Source organism: Streptomyces sp. NPDC001513, assembly GCF_042894695.1.
Taxonomy (GTDB): domain Bacteria; phylum Actinomycetota; class Actinomycetes; order Streptomycetales; family Streptomycetaceae; genus Streptomyces.
In genome coordinates this window covers 46,684-65,737 of record NZ_JBIAVU010000012.1, presented here as the reverse complement: position 1 = coordinate 65,737, position 19,054 = coordinate 46,684, and the positions used below count along the sequence as shown (strand labels likewise).

The window sequence follows — 19,054 nt, the reverse complement described above, 5'->3', positions numbered from 1 at the left end:
AGCACGGAAGAACTCGGCAATGATCAAGAGCAATTCGGATGCCGCAATAGAATGAAGATCGCTCTATCTTCCGCCCGGCTCGTCCGGGCGAATTCGGTCTCGAGGCTCGAACCCCCGATGAGGGCCCTCGGCGGTTCGAGCCTCGCATCAGACCGCGTCGATTCAGCCGCGCTTCAGCGCCACCGTCGGGAAGTCGAGCGGAACCTGGAGGGCGACGTTGATGTAGTTGGTGAACAGGTTGAGCGCGACCTGTCCGATCACCTCGACGATGTGCTCGTCGTTCCAGCCCTGATCACGGACGGCCTGCACGTCCTGGGCCGTGACCTGCCCGCGGTCCTCGACCAACTTGAGTGCGAAGCCGAGCAGTACGGCGGTACGGGGGTCGTCGGAAGCACCGGTCTGCGCGGCCTCCAGCGCCTCGCGGGACACGCCGGCCTTGCGGCCCAGCGCGGTGTGCGCCGACAGGCAGTAGGCGCACGCGTTCCGGTTGGCCACCGCGACGGCGATCTGCTCACCGAGGGCAGGGCCGAGAGTGCCGCCGGCGAACGCGCCGAACGAGCCCCACATGCTGGCCAGGGCCGCGGGCGAGTTGGCCACGGCGCGGAACATGGCCGGGACCGCACCGAAAGCGGCGTGGATCTCGTCGAACTGCTGCTTGACGGCTTCGGTCGCGAACTCGTGCTCGACGAGGGGGACGTGGGACATGGCTGCTCCTGGTTCAGGAAGGACTGCTTCGCCACGGTCGAGGCGAAGTAAGATCACCCTGCCGAAGCGCCCTGGACGCTGAGGTTCATATCGTCTCGACTTCTTACCAAATCGTCTGACACGATGAGGCCATGGTGTCCCTCGACCGGATCTCGCCCCTGCTGGAGAAGTTCCGTGTCCGCACTCGGCTGTTCCACACCGGCCCGCTGTGCGGCGTGACGAACTTCGCCGCACAGCCCGGCCGCGGCTTCCTGCACGTCCTCAGGCACGGCGAGATGGAGGTGACCCACCAGGGTGTGGGCGGGCGCCTGGAGAAGTTGCGGATCGACCGACCGAGCCTGCTGTTCTACCCGCGTCCTCTGGAGCACGCATTCCACAACGCCCCCACCGAGGACTCCGACTTCGCCTGCGCCACCCTCGATTTCGACGGCGGCCAGGCCCACCCGCTGGTGCGCACCCTGCCTCCCGTCGTCGTGCTGCCACTCGCTGACGTCGACACGCTCGGCCCCGCCCTCGACCTGTTGTTCGCGGAGATCGACCACGTCCGGTGTGGGAGTCGGGTACTGGCGGACAGGCTGTTCGAGGTGGTCCTGATCCAGCTCTACCGCTGGATACTCGGCCACGCCGACGAGCTCGCGCTGCCCCGCGGCCTCCTGACGGGCCTCTCGGACGAGCGCCTCGCCCGGGCGCTCACGGCGATCCACGAGACACCGGGTGGGCCGTGGACGCTGGCCGCGATGGCCCAGGAAGCACGCATGTCCCGCAGCTCCTTCGCCGCCCGCTTCAAGGAACTGGTCGGACAGCCACCGGCCGACTACCTCGCGGAATGGCGGGTCACCGTCGCACAGGGCCGGCTGCGCACCGGCGCCTCGGTGGCGCACACCGCGGCCGAACTCGGCTACGCGAACCCAGCGGCCTTCTCCCGAGCCTTCACTCAGCGCGTAGGCCATTCCCCGCGCGCCTGGCTGGCCGCGGACGCCGCCGCGCCATGACCGAGCACCGGCGCACGGCTCACCGCCTGGCACCGTTGGGGTTGACCGGCAGGATCGCCCCCCTGCACGCCGGACACCGGCCGGATGTGATGCTCAGCCTGGCGCGGCAATGATCAAGAGGAGGATCCGCGATGTCCCGCGTACCGCGCTGCCCCGGTACGCCACCCAGATCCTCGGCACGTTCCAGCGCAACAAGGCCGGGCGCAACCGGGCGCGCGTGGTCGCGCTCATCCAGGCGCACCTGGAGAACGAGGCCTCGCCCGTCCTCGCCGGTGTCCCGTACCACGAGGCCGACCAGAACGGGACCCTCGCCCCGGCCGCCCTTTCCGCACCCGACCCCCGCCCTCACCACCATCGCCCTGCGCACCCACGCCACGCTGCAGAACGGGCTCACCGAAGGCCGGCGCGGCGCCGAGGGGCGGGTGCTCGGCCGCATGTGCTGATCGCCCGAAGTGCCCACGGGGCCCTTCCGTCAGCCGTCCCTGGGCGGTGAGCCGGCGCAGCATGGTCCGTACCCCGAGCACGCGAGCGCGGTCCGGCACGTACCCCAGTTGACGGCAGACCTCTTCGGCCGACAGCGGGTTGCGTGTCGCTTCCGTGATCAACAGGATGAACGCGGCGACATCGCGATGGGTGGCCCTACCGGCGTGCGTCGTTTCGAGGCGGTCCACAGCCGGCTTGTCGAAGGGCCCGTGGTGCCTTTTTTCCTGCATGATCGTACCTATTTCGAGTTTCAGTGGCAGTACGTACCTGTTTCGCACAGGTCGTGTGCGTTCTCCTGGTGGCGTGTGCTGACGCTACGGGGGACGTCAGGTGCCGGCGAGAGCATGGGCTACTCACCCACGACGATGCCGCGCGGCTCTCACGACGAATCGAACGGAGCCGGACGAGGTGTCTTCGTGGCGGTCGCGGCGTTGTCGCGGCGAGGCTCGGCGCGCGGGCTGATAGATCAAGGGCGCCATGTCATTCCTGACGACCAGGAAGGCCTATGAGAACGACGCCCTCACTGCGGTTCGCGGCATTCGCCGTCGCCGCCAGTCTCCTGCTCGGCGGCACCGCGACCGCGAATCCGAAGCCGCCCGCGGACGGGGCGGGTGGTACCGTCCGCGCCACGGCCGCCAGCTACGTGGAGCACTTCTACCCCCGTTGGTTCACCTACCTCCAGAACCCGCGGGACCTGGCTGCCAACAGCCTGACGGGGCCCGCGACCATGAGCCCCGTGTTCGGGCTGGTCGTCGCGCCCAACGACGACACCCTGTACGTGCGGGCCTTCGTGGACATGACCAACGGTCAGCCGCTCATCCTCACCGTGCCGTCCACCACGGCCACGTACTCCCTGCTCACCACCGACCTGTTCGGCAACGTCTTCACCACGGGCGTGTCGACGGAGCGACCGGGGACGTACGCGCTCACCCCTCCCGGGTGGACCGGCACGCTGCCGCCCGGGGTGACGCAGATCCCGGTGCCGCTGGCGGCCAGCTCGTGGATCTTCCGGGCGGACAAGTACTCCTCCGACGGCACCGACATGCGCGAGGAGGCCGAGCGGTTCCGGCTGAACCTGCACCTGGCCACGCCGGCCGACTACCAGCGCGACCCCTCCTCCGGCCAGGCGCGCGTCCTGCCGGTCATCGTGTACGGGGCGAAGCTCAAGGAGCTCGCCGACCGGGAGATCGGCCGGGCTCCGCTGGCCTACCTCCGCCAGCTCCAGCGAGCCATGCACGACCGGACGACCGCTCCGCTGAGCCCTGCGGACCAGGCCCTGGCCGACCGGTTCGACCGGCTGTTCGGCAACGGCGTGGACCCCGACGAGGCGGACGCGTTCGCCCGCGGCGCCCAGGAGGCCCACGCGCGCATCGTGCGGAACTACCTCACGCACCAGGGTCCGACGAACTGGGTGCACTTCACCAACGTCGGCATCTGGACGGCTTCGGAGTACCTGGACCGGTCCTCCATCAGCGAGTTCCTCCAGTACGGCAACTCCCGGGTCACAGCCGCCTATTACCACGCCTTCACCGACGGGTCCGGAGCCCGGCTCGACGCCTCCGAGCACGGCTACCGGATCACGTTCCCGGCGGGGCAGCTGCCCCAGGCCAGGCGGTTCTGGTCGGTGACCTCGTACCTGCCGAAGTCGGTCACTCTCGTGCCGAACGACGCCGAGAAGTACGTCGTCGCGAGCTACACACCCGGGCTGGTCACCGCCCCGGACGGTTCGGTGACCGTGTACATGACGCCGAAACGACCCGAGGGGGTCCCGGCGGGGAACTGGCTGCCCGTCCCGGACGGTCCGTTCAACGTCATGCTGCGCGTCTACGGCCCCGAAGGAAGCGTCGCGGACAACACGTACGTACCGCCGGCCGTCACCCCGCTCGACTGAAAGCGTTCGTAGAGGAGATCCATGCCCCGGCTTCAGCCATTCGTCACGAAGGCCCTGCTGCTGGCGGGCGCCGTAGCCCTGGCCGCCGGTCCGGCCCTGACCGGCCCGGCCACTGCCGCCGCGCACCCGCCACCGTCCGTTCCGGCACCGGACATGCCGGAGGAACTGGTGGTGGACGCACCGACCATGCCCGGCGTGACCACACGCTGCGCCTGGCCGTTGCTGGCCACCGCCGAGAACCTGAACGTGGCCTTCCCCGACACCAGTTCCTCGTACTGGGTGATCCCGTACCGGTTCACCCCTGGCATGAAGCTGACCGTCAAGGGGACGTTCGCGCAGGCCCGCTTCTTCTCCCTCAGCACGTACGACAACCAGTTCTCGCCCGTGACGGGAGGACCCGACTCCCTCTACGACGCGCAGATCCAGCCCGACAACGGCGAGCAGAACCCCTACACCGTCCCCGGTGCCTCGTACGACGCGACCTACACCGTCACCATCACGGCCGACGGCACGGAGGGGCCCAACCCGCTGAGGGCCGTCCCACCGGATGCCAACGGCACCGGCTACCTCATCTTCCGCGTGTACATTCCGACCGACCCGAACGAGCCGGCCGGCACGCCTGCCCTCCCGGCCGTCTCGGTCACCGGTGCGGGCGGTGTCCCGGTGACCCTGCCGCCGTGCCCCAACCCGGGCGGGAACACGGTCGTCAACGCCCTGCTCACCGCCTTCGTCTACGCGGTCGCGCCGGGGCCCTACCCGGACCTGTGGCCGGAGCCGCTCTTCGCGCACCAGCCACCGCAGTACGAGGCCGGGTTCTTCCCCAACGCGTCCAACGAGTACGTCTCCTCACCGGTGCTCTACCAGGCACGGCGGATCGTGGTGGTCAGGGGCCGGGGGCCGCAGTTCCCGGACACCCGGGGCGGTGAGCCGGTGACCGGGCCGCAGGACCTCAGGTACTGGTCCATGTGCAACAACATCTACGCCAAGCCCTACCCGGTGGTGGCCTGCGCCGCCGACTACCAGACGACTCTCGACTCCGCCGGCCGGTACACGTACGTCGTCTCCACACCGGCGGACCGGCCGGGCAACGCGACCACGGCCAACGGTGTCACCTGGCTCGCCTGGGGCACCAACCTGATCGGCCGGCCGGCACCGCGCGATCTCCTGCTGATGCGCAACATGGTCCCGGCCCCGGGCTTCACCCACGCGGTGCAGAACGTGCCGCCGGACGGCAACCCCGATACCGCGCGCGACGTGATGGGCGCCTACTACCCCGAGGCGGTCTATTGCTCGACCACGCTGTTCGAGGTCGGTGGAGCGGACGCGTGCTTCGCGCAGGCGGAGCACCCGGACAAGCCCCACAAGCCCCACAAGCCGGGAGGCCCCGGCCACGGCAAACCCGGCAAGCCTGCCGAGCCCGGCAGGTCGGGCAAGACCGGCATGTAGGGCCGCGGGGCCGGGCGGTCTGCCGACAGGCCGGGGCACCCGGATCCGAGCCGTGACCTGCTCGAACACCGGGGCACCGTCTCGGCCTGTCGTGCCGCTGCCGAGCGGGCTGCGGATGTTCCCCAACAGCCCGCCCCGCGAGGGGAAGACGCGCCGCCGTCTCGGGGGGGGCTACTCCGGCCTCGATCCGTCAGGGCTGTCGCGTCCCGGCTCGAGATAGGGAAGACGACAGTCGTTCCAAGCCGCTTCGCGGATCGTTCCATAGGCCTCCAGCCCAGCTCGCTGTACTTCCTCCGTGATCCGGCTTGGCGTTGGTGGTGTCGCAACGCCAAGAGGCTGCTGGGCTTCGGCGTGCATCAGCGACACATATCGAGCGTGGGCTTCGGCTGCCTTCCGCAGCCCTCCGTCACTCTGCGCTGCGAGTTTCCGGCTGGAACGCAGCAGATGCTCCAAGAGCTGTTCCTTCCCTTTGACTCCCCTCGGTCGAAAGATCTCGTCCATGGTCTGACAGGCCGCCGAGACGGCCGGCCCCGCGTCCGTGGACTCACGATGGCCCGCACAAGCGGTGAGCACGGTGGCGAGTGCAGCGAGAACGGCGGATGGCAGCGCGAGGCGCCGGATACTTGATCCGGATCCGGTCGGCACAGGATTCACTCCCATCGCGGAGCCTCACCACCCCGGCCCGGCCCACCCCGGCCCGGCCCACTCCGGCCTGTACGGATGCTCAGTTGAGGAAAGAGGAGTCGCGGACAGCGGACCCGTCGGCCCACTGCCACTCGCCCATGCCGCTCTGCCAAAAGTACGCTCCCACCAGGACATAGCTGGAAATGCGGTTCGCAGACAGAGGCGTGTTGTCCAGGACCCAGTCCGAGGTGCACGTCACCTGGTATCCCGGCATGATTTCGCCGGCGTAGCAATTGTTGGTGGGGTCTCCGTAGGATCCCTTGATCACCTTGGTCGCGTCGCCGTATCCGAGTTTGGCTCCGATCATTGCGTTCCCGCCCGCACTGCCGAACTGCACCCACCTTGATCCATTGTGACCGTTGTACTGACCGTTGGTCGTTGCACCGTTGAACACGGTGGCGCTGCCGGAGAAGTACTCGCCCGTCATCGCCTTCGTGATGCATGTCCTGGTCGACATGTGAGTGAAGGAACCACTGGCAGGTCCTCGGTAGGAGGTGACGGCCTGCCATCCCGCACCGCACCATCCGTCTGCGGCATGGGCGGATGTCTGCGGAACAAGGGAGAACGCGAAGGACGACAGGGCCAGGGCTGCGATCGCCAAGCTCTTTCGACGTTGCATGGTTGCATCCGATCGGATTCATGGCACGTGTGTTCGTGCCGGTGATCACACCATGTCCGCGGCGCTGATCTCACCGCATCTGTAACGCCTACTCAGTTGGCCGCGAGGCCGGGGCTGTTGCACATTCCGAAGTCGCGGCGACTGGACGGGTCGGCCGGAAAAGCATTCGCGGCCGGCGTCCTGGCGGCGTCCCACCCCGTCCGGCAGGAATGAGTACGCGTTGCTCTGTGGCTGGGCTGCCCGAGTGGTCAGGATCACCCGATGTAGGCCATGCGCCGGGCTGCTGAGCCCCGCCTCGTCGCCCGGCACCGGGAGAGGGCCGCATTCAGAAGGGCTGTTGACCATGAGAAGAGTTGTCGCTGCCGCGCTGGCCGGAATCGCCGTCCTCGCCACGTCGGCGTTCTCCGCTGAAGCATCCGAAGCACGTGGCGCGAGGGAGAAGGTGCCCCTCGTCCGAGCGGACGGGGAGAGCCGTGACGGTGTGTACCTCGTGGCGGTCCCGGAGGACGAGGACCCGAGGAAGGTCGCCGCGTCGCTGGGAGTGACACCCCGGCACGTCTTCACCGGTGTCTACCACGGGTTCTCGGTGAAGACCGACGCCCACCACATCGAGGCGATGCGCGACCACCCGGAGAAGATCAGGAAGATCTCGGAGAACCACCGGTACCGGACCATGGACGACGGTGCCCGGACGCCCATCTACCGCATCCAAACCCAGGACAACCCCGGTTCCGGCCTGGACAGGATCGACCAGAGGGACCTGCCGCTCGACAGGAAGTACCAGTACCAGCTGATCGCGCGGGGGATGTACGCGTACGTCATCGACACCGGAATCGACACCGACCACCCGGAGTTCGGCGGCAGGGCGATCAATGTCTTCGACGCCGACGGGGAGATCGAGAACGACTGCGAGGGACACGGCACGCATGTGGCGGGCATCATCGGGTCCGACACCTACGGGGTGGCCAAGCGCATCAATCTCCGCGGGGTGAAGGTCACCGACGGCTGCGGGAAGACGGCGAGCCCGGAATCGGTCCTCGCGGGCATGGAGTACGTCTACAACTACGGGATCCAGCCCGCTGTGGTGAACATGTCCCTCGGCGGCGATTTCGATCCCGAGGTGAGTCTCGGCGCCGCCCGGCTGGCCACCCGGTTCTTCGTGGCGGCGGCAGCCGGCAACGACAGGGAGAACGCCTGCTTCCAGACGCCCGCAGGAGTTCCGTCGGTGCTGACCGTGGGGGCTTCGAGCCACATCGGCGGCACGGACCGGGTATGGGAGGACAGCGCCTCGGGGCCCTGCGTCGATCTGTACGCTCCGGGCAACTTCATCCGGTCGACACTGCCGAACACGCCGACGGACCGGTGGACCAACGGGCTGAGGAGCGGGACGTCGATGGCGACTCCGTTCGCCACGGGTGTCGCCGCCATCGTCCTGGCGCACAACCCGACCTTCACACCCCAGAACCTGCACGACTGGCTCACCGGCAACGGCACCAGGGACCGCCTCACAGGTGTTCCCGCCTTCACACCGAACGTCCTGCTCCACAAGGGGCGGTTGTAGCGGCCCGCATGTGCGCACCTGAGCGCGACCCCCGCACCCGGCCGGCCGGATCCCGGCCGCCGTACTTCCATCGAACGAGGAAGGGTGACAGTGCCCCACAACCCACCACCGAACAAGAAGATGTCCCGCCGACTGTTCCTGCGCGTCTCCGGAGCGGCCGGGGTCGTGATCGGTGCCGCCGTCGTGGGTCGGGACGTGATGTCCGATCCTGTCGTACGGACGGTCGAACTGCCCGTGCAGACCACGTATTTGCGACGTCGCGAGGACATGCTCAACCTGCGCATCTCCACAGTGAACCTCCACGTCGCGGACCTCTCCAGGCCCCAGCTCACCAAACGGCTTCCCGGCCAGCCCGCCTATCTCGTGATCGACCTCGGTCCGCAGGCGGCTCAGGAGCGGTCCTTCCACGGTTCGGGCGCGCCGGGCCAGGCCCCGGTGTCCCTGGAGTGGGGCGGGGCGAGCCGCCTCGCCTTCGACGTGACCGACCACGTGCCGCTCCCCTATACGACCGAGGCGCTGCTCCGGTGGGCCGGGTTCGCGCCACGGCTCGTACCCAACGCACAGGGACGTACGGCACCGGACGGCTTCCGTGGCGACCTCCGCGCGCCGACCGGTCACGAAACGGCGCTGGAGGTGCCGTTCGGTGTGATCGTCTCTCCGGACAGCACCAGTGGGTGGTGCCATGCGGAGACGACCGACGTGCCGGAGTCGCCGAGCGGCTGGTCCGAGTTGTGGCACACCCGGCTGGGCACACGCGTGCACGACGAGGACGACGACAGCTGGTCGGTGGCCGAGGACGACACGTCACGGGTGCTCCGTGCCGTCTGGTTGCCCGATCCCCGCTTCCCGGACTGGCTCGGTTCACCGGCCTCCGTCCCGGACGCCGGTCCGTACACGACGTCCCTCACGCCCCGGAACCGCTATGACCTGGTCCGGTTGTCCTCCGACTTCTCCCTGTCCGCCCCGCCGGCCTCCGGACTGCCCGCGCCCATCGAGGCCGACGCCCTGTCGCTGTCCGCGCTGGGCGCCACCCTGGACGCGCACGGGGCCTGGGACACCTCGGGCAGCGGCTTCAGCTCCGGCCTGGCCGAGTGGTCGCACCACCTCACTCAAGGACGCGACCAGAAAGTACGCGTCGTCCAGCACGGCTACCTCCTGCCCTTCGGACACCGGGCCGCCTACATGCGGGTGACGGAACGGCAGATCGAGCGCGACGCCGGCGGGGTGGACGCCGGATACCTGCGCACGCGCGACTTCCTCGTGGTGCTGGAACCGGAGCGGGACTACGCCTCCCACCCGCACATGCCCGACCAGGGCAAGTCACTCCCCTTCCGGACGATCAGGGCGCTGACCCGCACCACGGCAAGCCTGGACGACCCCGCAACCACCACGTACGGCGCCTCGTCGGCCCCACCGGCCCCCGGCTCCGACACGGCGTACGCCTTCATGGCCAAGGTCGATTCCGCGCCGCTGCCCCTGCACTTCGTGGGAGTGGACTGGGACGGCCGACGCGTCCCGTTCACCGCTCCGGTGGTCTTCGTCAGCGAGAAGGGCGCTGCCAGCCAGCGGCTGCGCAATGACATCACCAGGCTGTACAACACGCAGACGACCCCCGTGGACCCCGGGCGCCTCGGCCGCGTCGACGGCCGGACTCTGGCCCTGGCCCCCGCCGCGAGGCCGGGCGACACCAGCCTGGTGGTGCGCACGCTGACGTTCGCGGTCACGGCCACGAACCCCGCCACCACGGGAACCGCGGGATTCCCCACCGTCGCACGCCTGACCGCCGATCTGCCCACGGCGGTCCGCGCCCTGGTGACCGACCCCGCGGAGGCCGTGCTCGAGTACTACCAGGGTTACCTCCAGGACGGTTTCGACCGTGTGAAGAACGCGGGAGGCGTGTACCTGGCCAAGGCCAGGGACACCACGGCCCAGGCGCTCTCCTATGCCGCCGACAAGAGCGGCGGCTTGGTCACACCCGGCTTGGCCGTTGACGGAATGTCCCGGGTGTTCGGCCCGGTCGCCGGTGACCTGGCCCAGGCCGCGCTCCAGCGCTTCGACCCCGGCCGGATGTTCGGGGAACTCGATACCAGGATCCTCGGCGGCATCCGTCTCCGTGACGTCCTGGCACCACTCACCGGCGGCGCCGCGAACGCCGAACAGGCGATGAAGGTCATATCCGAGGAGTTCCACAGGGTCGAGGACGGCATCCGGAAGCCGGAACGCGTCGAGGCCCGGCTCCACTGGCGTCCGAAGCTCAAGGCGGGACCCGGTTCGCTGCGCATGTTCGTACCCGGGGCGGACGGCAGCCTCCATGTGGAGGCTGTGTCCGTCGCCCGGCTGCTGCCCCCGCTGGAGGCCACCTATTCCGTACGGGGCGAGCTGCGCGACGTGTCCCTCAACATCTGGGGCGACTCGGGGCCCGGCCACTTCGTCACCGTGGGCGTCAGGGTGCTGCGCTTCACCGCCGCCAAGGGCCGGCAGACGGACATCGACTGCGAGTTGGGCGAGGTGTCCTTCCACGGCCCGCTGAAGTACCTGGAGGAGGTCGCTCGGCTGTGCCGCTTGTCCGTACCCGGCGTGCCCGGCGGTGGCGCGGCACCGTCCGCCGCGCGGGCCTCCAGGGCAGCTGCGGCCGCCGGTCCCGCACCCTCCGGCGGCACCGGCTCGCCGCTGTCGGTGGCCGTGGTCGGCCGGCAGATCCAGGCGGAACTCTCCCTCGCGCTGCCGTCGCTGTCCTTCGGGATCTTCGCGCTCAACTCGATGACGCTGTTCGCGGGACTGTACCTGCCCTTCGACGGGTCACCGGTGCGGTTCCGGTTCGCTCTGAACAGCCGGGAGGCGCCGTTCTCACTGACCCTCTCCTTCCTCGGCGGTGGAGGCTTCTTCGCACTGGAGGCGGGGGCCGACGGCGTGGAGAGCCTGGAGGCCGCTCTGGAGGCCGGCGCGGGCACCTCCTTCGACGTGGCCGGTGTGGTCTCCGGCCACGTCGAAGCCAAGATCGGCATCTACTTCGGCGTACGCACCGTGGCCGCTGACGGCGGTGCCACGGCCCAGCAGGTCGAACTATCCGCCTACGTCCGCCTGGGCGGCAGGGTGGAGGTACTCGGCCTGGTCTCCGCCTCGCTGGACTGCTACCTCGCCCTCACCTACTTCTCGCAGCCGGACCGCCTGGTCGGCGAGGCCCACGTGACGATCTCGATCGACCTGGGCCTGTTCGAGACGTCGGTCAGCTTCGGCGTGCGGCGGGAACTCGCCGGCGGCGGTTCGACCAGCTCCGCCGCGCGCGCTTCCCGCTCTGCGGTGCGCGACGCGCGGCGGTCGACGGCCGTCGCTGCCGGTGCCGCCGCGCCGGCCGCCGTTCATTCCTTCTCCGACAGCTACAGCCAGCAGGACTGGTCGTCCTACTGCACCGCCTTCGCACCCGTGGGAGCCTGACATGCCCGAACAGAGCATCATGTGGACCGTGCTGCCCCGCGGCGGCGACTCCCGGCGCGTCAGGTTCACCGTTCACGTCGCGCCCCGGCTGCGCACCGACGGCAAGAACGGCACCCTGCGCGACTTCCCCGACTGGACCGACTGGCCGGCCACCCTCGCGGGCGCGAGCTTCCGCCTGCGCTTCCCGGAGACGGGAGCCACGCCCGCCAGACTCGTGTCCACGCCGGACAGCGCCCGCTGGGCGGCGCTCTTCGCCCCGGCGACCACCGTCCTCGGGCACTCCTTCACCGATCACAGCCGTCGGCTCGTCCGCTCCTACCCCGTCGGTCACGTGCTGTCCTTCCTGACCGACCGCTGGGGACGGTTCGGCGCCACGGCGGTGGACGCCCACCCGTCCTACGACGAGCTCGTGGCCGAGTCCGGGTTCGGGGCCATCGGCTTCGAGGAGGTGACCGTCGGCAGCCCCGGCAAGAGCGGGTACGGGCGTCATCGAGAGATCACGGAGGGGCTGGAGACCAGCCTGCGGTCCGGCCGGGCCATCCGCTTCAACCCGGCGGAGGCGGGCTCCGCCGACGGGCTCGCCAGGGCGTTCCTGCAGATGGACCGCTTCCACCAGCGGAACCGGAAGCCGGGGACGGGTGCACTGGCAGCCCAGCCGCGGCAGCACCTGGACTTCCACCAGGCGGTGGCCGGCACCCGCGAGTACCGGCAGTTGCAGCGACTGCTGGGCCTGGTGCTGGAGTTCGAGGTGACCGACCCCGCCACCGTCGCCCTGCTGACCGGCGCCGGCCGCAGGACGTGGGCGTCGCTGGAGGTCACCTGGTCGCCGAAGCTGCCGCCCGGCAGGTCCCCGGTCGACGTACTGCCCCGCACGCGCTGCCAGATCGGCGGGAACCGCTTCGAGGCGGCGCCGCGGGACGACGGGACGAGCGACACCGCGCACGGCATGCTGCGGGTGGGTCATCAGGGGCGTTTCCTGGTCGTGCCGGTGGACCCGGACGGCGGCGCCCTGCTGTCCCGGCAGTTCGCCGACACCGTCACCCGCTCCCGCATGGTGACGGGCGGCCCGCGGGACAAGCGCAGCTACGCCGGCGCCGACCGGTTCGCCCTGCCCGCCCTGCGGTCCGCGGGACTCTCGGTGGCCCGGCTCGGCCGGGCGGCCGCGCTGTCCGACGCCCTCGGCCGCGCCACCGAGGCCAACTCCGTTGCGTACGACGCTCAGGGCGTGCCGCGGTCCGCGGTCCTCGACCTGTTCGCTGAGGACCTGGTGCGCGGAGAACGCTGGGACGTGCGCGACATGACCGGCACCACGTGGCGATCGTTGACGGCCCGCGAGGGCGAGTACGTCTTCCACCGTGACGGGCGATCCGTCGCCGTCACCGAGGAGGGCCAGGTCTCCATGGCGCCCACCACCTCGGGCGTCGCCGAGGACACCGATCTGTACCTCGGCGAGTCACTGATGCGGTGGAACGGCTGGAGCCTGGCGGTGGGCCGGGTGGGCCGAGCCCTGCAGAGGGACGGCAGCATGGCCGCGAACGGCGCGGCGGAGGACCCCGACTTCCCCGTCACCACGCGCTTCTCGGTACCCGGGGGGAGCCTGGCCCGGCTGCGCTTCGGACACGGCTACCGGTTCCGGGCCCGCGCCGTGGACCTCGGCGGCGACAGTGCCGACTTCACCGAGGGTGAACTCTTCGCCAACGAGGCGGAGTTGCAGACCCCAACCGTGGTGCATCGGCGCTTTGAGCCGGTTCCCGGGCCGGAGGTCCTCGCACGCGCCCCGCACACACCGGGAGAGTCCGCACGACGGGTGGTCATCCGCAGCGAGAACGGCACCGACACGAAGGCTCAGCCGTCCCAACGTCACGTCGTACCGGCACGCGCCGCGCAGGCGCTTGCCGAGCAGCACGGCCTGCTCGACAGCGACGCCGCCGGCCGCCCCCTGCGGCCGGATCTGTACGCCACCCTCGCCGCGCGTGACGCCGCCCGGCTGGAAGACCTGCCGGCCGCCCGGCGGGAAGCCGCACCCCATGAGGACTCCTGGTACTTCGACACCGACAGCCTGCCCGTGCCCTACCTGCCCGATCCGCTGGTCAGGGAATTCCTGGTGCGCGGCCTGCCCGGCACCACCACGACCCTGAGAGCCCCGGCCGTCACCACCTGGCCCGAAGCGCAGTCCTTCCGGCTGAAGGTGGCCCGCACCGCGAACACCTCCGCATGGACGTGGAGCGGCCGCGAGCTCGAGATACGGCTGGCCCCGGGGCACGAGTACGTGCTCCAGCTGTCGTCCCGCTTCGACTCCGACGATCTCGCCGTCCTGGGTGTCTGGCAATGGATCGAGGACTGGGTCACCGCCTGGAACTCCTCCGCTCCCAGCAGCCGGCGCATCTCCCTGAACTCCTTGCGGGAAGCGGCCACCGACGGCCGTCACCCCATGCTGAGTCCCGCCCACCGCGTCACCGCCGTTCATGCGGTCCGGACTCCGTTGCAGCAGCCCAACGTGAAGAATCTGACGGCACCGGACCGTCCGCCGGGCGCGACGGCCGTCCGCCTGGGCGGCGCCGTCCTGCTCGACCGCCGCACCACCGGAAACCTCGACGTCCTGGCTTCCTGGGAGCAGCCCGTGGACAACGGGCCCGGTACCCCCGACCCCGTGACTCCCAGGATCTTCAAGGCGACACCGCTTGCCGCACGCGTCACCCGCAACCCCGATCCCGACCCCGGCCCGGACTCGATCACCGTCGACGCCACGCACGACTTCGACGACACCCGGCACCGCGTCGTCACGTACACCGCCCTCGCCACCAGTCGTTACGTCGAGCACTTCCGGGAGGAGACCGCCGTACGGCTCGCCAAGGGCAAGGCAACCCTTCCGCCCTGTGAGGCCTCGACACTGAAGCTCTGGGAGACCGGCGGCGGCCGGACGCTGTCAGCGGCGCCGCCCGGCAGCACCGACCCCGCGACGGCCACCGGTGACTACGTCTACGACCCCGCCGCCCGGCTGCTCACCCGGACCGCGAACGGCAGCCTGAGGGACGACACCGAACTCACCGTCAGCCTGGTCGCACCCGGCATCCACCAGACGTCCGAGCCGGAGACCCGCAACATCCTCAGCGCGGCGCGTCCTGCCCCACCCGTCATACGGCAGGTCGTCCCGCTCTTCCACTGGGACCGGCCCGCGACGGGCCGGAGCCGGCGGCGCGGCAACGCCGTCCGCGTCTACCTGGAACGGCCCTGGTGGAGCTCCGGCCCCGGTGAACGGCTCGGCGTCGTGGTGGCGGCGGGGAGCAACGAACCCCCCGAGGGCCTGCGCAACTTCGTCACCGCTTTCGGGGCGGACCCGTCGGTGGTCTCCACGGTGGTCACACCCTGGCCTCGGCTGGGCTCCTTCCCGCGGGCGACCGCCGCCGCCCCGGCGGTGACCCTGCCCGAGCACCGGGACGTGGCCGTATCGGTCGCAGGCCACCCGGTGTCTTTCGACCAGAGCCGTGACCTGTGGTTTTGCGATATCGAACTGCGCACGTCCACAGGGCTGCCGCCCGCTTCCTGGTTTCCCTTCCTGCGCCTGGCACTGGTGCGGTACCAGCCGGACTCCTTGGACAACTGTTCGGTGTCCAAGGTCGTCCAGGCCCCCATGGCACAACTTGCCCCGGAGCGGACGGCCGGCGTGACCCGCAGCGGCAACACGCTCACCGTCACCGTCACCGGCCCCGCCTACACCCGTACCTCACGGGACACCTCCCGGCCCACCATCCGTGCGGTGGTCGAACAGGCCGCCCCCACGGTCCCCGACCCCCACCTGCGCTGGATGGACATCAGCCCCTCCGCCGTCACGCTCACCGCCACCGGCCCGGCGGCCGGCACCACCTGGAGCGGCACCGTGCCGGTTCCGACGGGCCGCTTCGGTGACGCCCCGATGCGACTGCGGCTGATGGAGACCGAAACCCACCTTGACGGACACGAGCGGGTCGTCTATCTGGACTTCCTTCCCCTGTAGGGGCGTTCCCCTTCTTCGGCGAGTTCAGCGTGCAGCCGGCTCCGGGTGCGCACCAGGATCCGCCCGAGCATGTTCTTGCCGTTCCCGGTCCTTCCCCGACCCCAGTAGTGATCGGTGGTGGTGTCCTCGACGATCTCCTCGTCATGGGTGGACAGCAGAATGGCACGGATATCGGCATGCGCGCGGAACTTGGTCTCCACCGCACGGCGCATCGCGTCGTCCTTGACCCGCTCCCAGTCCCTGCGCAGAGGCGTGGACGCGTCACGGCCCAGCTCCGCTGCCCGCAGCGGGGTGCGAGCGCGCCGGATGAGATCCGCGTGACGTGTGCCCTTGAACTTCTGCGCCTGGAAGTAGTGCTCCGAGGTCGGCCACCAGACCCCGTCGAGGTCGAAGCCGTGATCGGAGAAGTTCGAGAAGCATCCATAAGGGACTTCGTCGGCGCCGTAGAAGTAAATCGTCATGGCAACCTCACGGGTGTTTCGGAAACCCGCACCGTGTCAGACACGCCCCGGCCCCCACAATCGGTTTTCTTCGTGCCCGGCGCCATGGCAGCCGGGCACGAAGCCTCCGGGGATTCACACACGCACGCCGCCCAGTGCCTCGGCCAGTTCGGCCCGTCCGTTGATGCCCAGTTTGTTGTAGACGCGCAGCAGGTGGTTCTCCACGGTTCGGATCGACAGGTGCAGCTGTGCCGCGATCTCGCGACTGCGCAGTCCCTCCACGGCGATCAGTGCGATTTCGGTCTCGCGGGGGGTGAGGAAGGCCGCGAGGTGGCTTCGGGTGCGCAGTGCCGGGGTGCGGGCTCCGACACAGCGCGCCAGGAGCGGTTCTGCCAGACGCGTGCATGCCTGGGCCTTTCGGCCGCGCCCCTCGTGATGGTGGAGCGAGGCGGCCATGGTCAGTGCCTCCGCGGCGACGAGCCGGGCGCCGACGTCCGCGAGTGCGCAGGCCGCTTCCTCGAGCCCGTCCGCGTCGTGGTCCGCGGCGGCCCGGGCGAACCTCGCCCGGGCCCGGTAGAACGCTCCGGAGCAGGTGGCCGCAAGTTCCGTCAGACGGTCGACGGCCAAGGCAGCGCCGTCCAGCCGGACGACGTCGGTCAGCAGGATCGACTCCGGTTGCAGGCACCCCGCCTTGCGCGAGTCCTCCGCTGCTCCGAGCAGCAGCTCCCTGGCTTCGCCGAGCCGCCCTTCGGCCGCCAGCAGCCACGCCGGCCCCAGCCGGAGTTCCGTCATGGACTCCGGCAGACCCAGCCGGTCGCGTTCGGTCAGGGCCCGCCGGGCCGCGCTCATGTCACCGAGCTGGGCCGCCGTGGCGGCCAGCAGACTCAGTGCCTCCGGCAGCATGTAGGCGACGTGCCGGCGCGAGGCCCTGACGACCTCGGCGAACAACTGCCGTGCCTGTACCAGGTCGCCCGCGAGGAGTGCCGCCCGGCCGCGCGTGATCAGGAGCATCCGGACGTCACCGTGCGCACTGCCGGCATACTCGGCACCCGTCGCGAGCGCGGCGTCCAGGTCCCCGCACTCGGCGAGCATCAGAACCCGCATCGTCCTGCGGGCCAGCTCCAGCGTCTCGCGGGACATCGCCGACACCGTCTCCGGGATCTCGATCGCCTCGACCTCGGCCATCCGCCCCCGAGCGGCCGCGCCGCGCCCGAGGAACACCGAGGACATGACCTCCGCCATCCCCACCAGCAGCTCCGGGTCCACTGCCGCCGGCCCGGAGTCATGTTCCTGCTGTGCATCGCGGAGCGCGGTGAAGGCCGCGCAGGCGTCCACGGCTTCGGTGTAGTTCCACGTCTGGGTGGCGGTGGTGGCGCGCAGTGCCAGGAGCCCGGCCGACAGGGTGCCGTCCGGGGGCATCGGCCAGTCCTCCTCGACCACCGGCCACACCTCGTGGAAGGTGCGGCCCAGCCCCGCTACGAGGTTTTGCGCCCTGGCGGTGATCGCCCATTCGCGCTCGCGCGGGCCGGGAGCCCGTGTCACCAGACCGCCGAGGACCTCTTCGGCCTCGGTGAACTCGCCCGCTTCGTAGAGCGTGCGTCCGTACAGCATCCAGAGGGGGAACGACCGCATGGCGGGTGGCACGGTTCGGATCAGTTCCAGGGCCCGGGCGTGGTCACCGAGCGCTGCCGCCTGTCCGGCCGCCGCCGCGAGCAGCTCGGGCCGGCGTATCTCCCCGGTGGCCTCCAGCCAGTCCGTCTCCACCACGGGCGGGTCCTCCCGGCGGCGTGCACCGCTGCCTTCCACCAGGTCGGCGTGCAGGAGCAGGAGGTCCCGGTGGCGCAGGGCGGTCAACCGGGCCCGCAGCACCTCTCCGTACAGCGGGTGTGCCAGCCGCGCCGAGACCCGGCGGTGATCGCGGACCACGTGGACGAGTCCGCTGTCCTCCAGGGTGTCCAGCCGGCCGTCGGGCACGGTCCGGGTGAGGAGGCGGAGCGGTACGGGCTCGCGAAGCGCCAGCAGCTCCAGGGCCGTCCGGGTGCCGGCGGGTGCCTGGTCGAGCCGGGCGGAGATCAACTCCTCCAGGTGGGGGCAGGTGAGGGTGAACGCCTCCACTAGGTCCCACAGCTCGCCGTCGTGGACCAGCGAGCCCCGGTCCAGTGCACTGCGCACCAGTTCGCGCAGGTACAGCGGGTTGCCGCCGCTGGTGGTGTGCAGATGGTGCACGGTGCGGCCGCTGACCGGGTGGCCGAGCACGGCGACCAGCAGCTCGCGCGTTTCGCGCGGGTCGAGGCACGACAGGTCGGTGCGTGCCACGCGATCGTCGACGAAGCCCGCGGCGGCGGCCGTACCGGGGTGCCCGGTCCGGGCCGTGGCCAGCAGCACGACCGCGTCGGTGTCCATGAGCTGGCGCAGGAGCAGGACGGAGGTGTGGTCGAGGAGGTGCAGGTCGTCGAGGAGCAGGACCAGCCCCGTACGGGAGGCGCGGCTCCGCAGGTGGTCGGCGGTCTGCCGGACCGCGGTGAGCGGATCGTCCGGGAGCAGCGGTGTGGGCACGAGGTGGGAGATGGCGCCCAGGGGTACGGCTGCCGCGGCTGCCGTGGCCTGCGCCCGGGCGACGGCGTAGCCGCGCTCTTCGGCGATGCGCAGGCACTCACGGGCGAGCCGGGACTTGCCCACGCCCGCGGGCCCGAACACGACCAGGCCGTGTCCGGTTCCCCGGGCCAGCACCTCCTCGGCGAGGAGCAGCTGCGGGCGCCGTCCCACCAGTGGCCACGGCCGGTGCGTGATGTCGTCGGTCAAGG

10 protein-coding genes are annotated in these 19,054 nt (G+C 70.3%); 6 read left to right on the top strand and 4 right to left on the bottom strand.

The window, feature by feature from the left end; all coding sequences use genetic code 11:
* Positions 1-162: 162 nt before the first annotated feature.
* Entirely contained in the window at positions 163-705 is a 543-nt protein-coding gene (locus ACFYZ4_RS26040; protein WP_384346741.1) for a carboxymuconolactone decarboxylase family protein, read from the bottom strand.
* Positions 706-836: 131 nt separating this feature from the next.
* Between ACFYZ4_RS26040 and ACFYZ4_RS26035 the strand changes: the two genes are divergently transcribed.
* The 3 genes from ACFYZ4_RS26035 (at position 837) to ACFYZ4_RS26025 (ending at position 5,517) form a co-directional block, all read left to right on the top strand.
* Complete coding sequence (locus tag ACFYZ4_RS26035; protein ID WP_390784937.1) at positions 837-1,697, top strand: AraC family transcriptional regulator; 861 nt, start codon at positions 837-839, stop codon at positions 1,695-1,697.
* Between the two features lie 988 nt (positions 1,698-2,685).
* Positions 2,686-4,071 carry a DUF1214 domain-containing protein gene (locus ACFYZ4_RS26030; RefSeq protein WP_351291753.1) on the top strand — a complete coding sequence of 462 codons (1,386 nt, stop codon included), beginning with the start codon at positions 2,686-2,688 and terminating at the stop codon, positions 4,069-4,071.
* Positions 4,072-4,092: 21 nt separating this feature from the next.
* Positions 4,093-5,517, top strand: a complete 1,425-nt coding sequence (locus ACFYZ4_RS26025; RefSeq protein ID WP_390784936.1) for a hypothetical protein — start codon at positions 4,093-4,095, stop codon at positions 5,515-5,517.
* Between the two features lie 724 nt (positions 5,518-6,241).
* On the opposite strand, the gene ACFYZ4_RS26020 is transcribed toward ACFYZ4_RS26025, so the two are convergent.
* Complete coding sequence (locus ACFYZ4_RS26020) at positions 6,242-6,820, bottom strand: hypothetical protein (RefSeq protein WP_351291757.1); 579 nt, start codon at positions 6,818-6,820, stop codon at positions 6,242-6,244.
* Positions 6,821-7,163: 343 nt separating this feature from the next.
* Here ACFYZ4_RS26020 and ACFYZ4_RS26015 point away from each other — a divergent pair, with 343 nt between their 5' ends.
* The 3 genes from ACFYZ4_RS26015 to ACFYZ4_RS26005 all read left to right on the top strand — a co-directional run bounded on the left by ACFYZ4_RS26015 (position 7,164) and on the right by ACFYZ4_RS26005 (position 15,810).
* Positions 7,164-8,381: a S8 family serine peptidase gene (locus tag ACFYZ4_RS26015; protein WP_351291759.1), complete on the top strand. Its 1,218-nt coding sequence runs from the start codon at positions 7,164-7,166 to the stop codon at positions 8,379-8,381.
* An 84-nt stretch (positions 8,382-8,465) separates the two neighbouring features.
* Positions 8,466-11,816, top strand: a complete 3,351-nt coding sequence (locus ACFYZ4_RS26010; RefSeq protein WP_390784935.1) for a hypothetical protein — start codon at positions 8,466-8,468, stop codon at positions 11,814-11,816.
* Between the two features lies 1 nt (position 11,817).
* Positions 11,818-15,810, top strand: a complete 3,993-nt coding sequence (locus ACFYZ4_RS26005) for a hypothetical protein (RefSeq protein WP_390784934.1) — start codon at positions 11,818-11,820, stop codon at positions 15,808-15,810.
* On the opposite strand, the gene ACFYZ4_RS26000 is transcribed toward ACFYZ4_RS26005, so the two are convergent.
* Positions 15,786-16,271: an NADAR family protein gene (locus ACFYZ4_RS26000; RefSeq protein ID WP_390784933.1), complete on the bottom strand. Its 486-nt coding sequence runs from the start codon at positions 16,269-16,271 to the stop codon at positions 15,786-15,788. The two genes, ACFYZ4_RS26005 and ACFYZ4_RS26000, sit on opposite strands and share 25 nt — an antisense overlap.
* A gap of 114 nt (positions 16,272-16,385) precedes the next feature.
* Positions 16,386-19,052: a LuxR C-terminal-related transcriptional regulator gene (locus ACFYZ4_RS25995; RefSeq protein WP_390784932.1), complete on the bottom strand. Its 2,667-nt coding sequence runs from the start codon at positions 19,050-19,052 to the stop codon at positions 16,386-16,388.
* Positions 19,053-19,054 lie beyond the last annotated feature (2 nt).

Excerpts from the sequence above, each read along its gene's own strand:
- ACFYZ4_RS26015 (WP_351291759.1), top strand. The coding sequence starts at position 7,164 with ATGAGAAGAGTTGTCGCTGCCGCGCTGGCCGGAATCGCCGTCCTCGCC.
- ACFYZ4_RS26020 (WP_351291757.1), bottom strand. The coding sequence starts at position 6,820 with ATGCAACGTCGAAAGAGCTTGGCGATCGCAGCCCTGGCCCTGTCGTCC.
- ACFYZ4_RS26030 (WP_351291753.1), top strand. The coding sequence starts at position 2,686 with ATGAGAACGACGCCCTCACTGCGGTTCGCGGCATTCGCCGTCGCCGCC.
- ACFYZ4_RS26025 (WP_390784936.1), top strand. The coding sequence starts at position 4,093 with ATGCCCCGGCTTCAGCCATTCGTCACGAAGGCCCTGCTGCTGGCGGGC.
- ACFYZ4_RS26000 (WP_390784933.1), bottom strand. The coding sequence starts at position 16,271 with ATGACGATTTACTTCTACGGCGCCGACGAAGTCCCTTATGGATGCTTC.
- ACFYZ4_RS26040 (WP_384346741.1), bottom strand. The coding sequence starts at position 705 with ATGTCCCACGTCCCCCTCGTCGAGCACGAGTTCGCGACCGAAGCCGTC.
- ACFYZ4_RS26035 (WP_390784937.1), top strand. The coding sequence starts at position 837 with ATGGTGTCCCTCGACCGGATCTCGCCCCTGCTGGAGAAGTTCCGTGTC.
- ACFYZ4_RS26005 (WP_390784934.1), top strand. The coding sequence starts at position 11,818 with ATGCCCGAACAGAGCATCATGTGGACCGTGCTGCCCCGCGGCGGCGAC.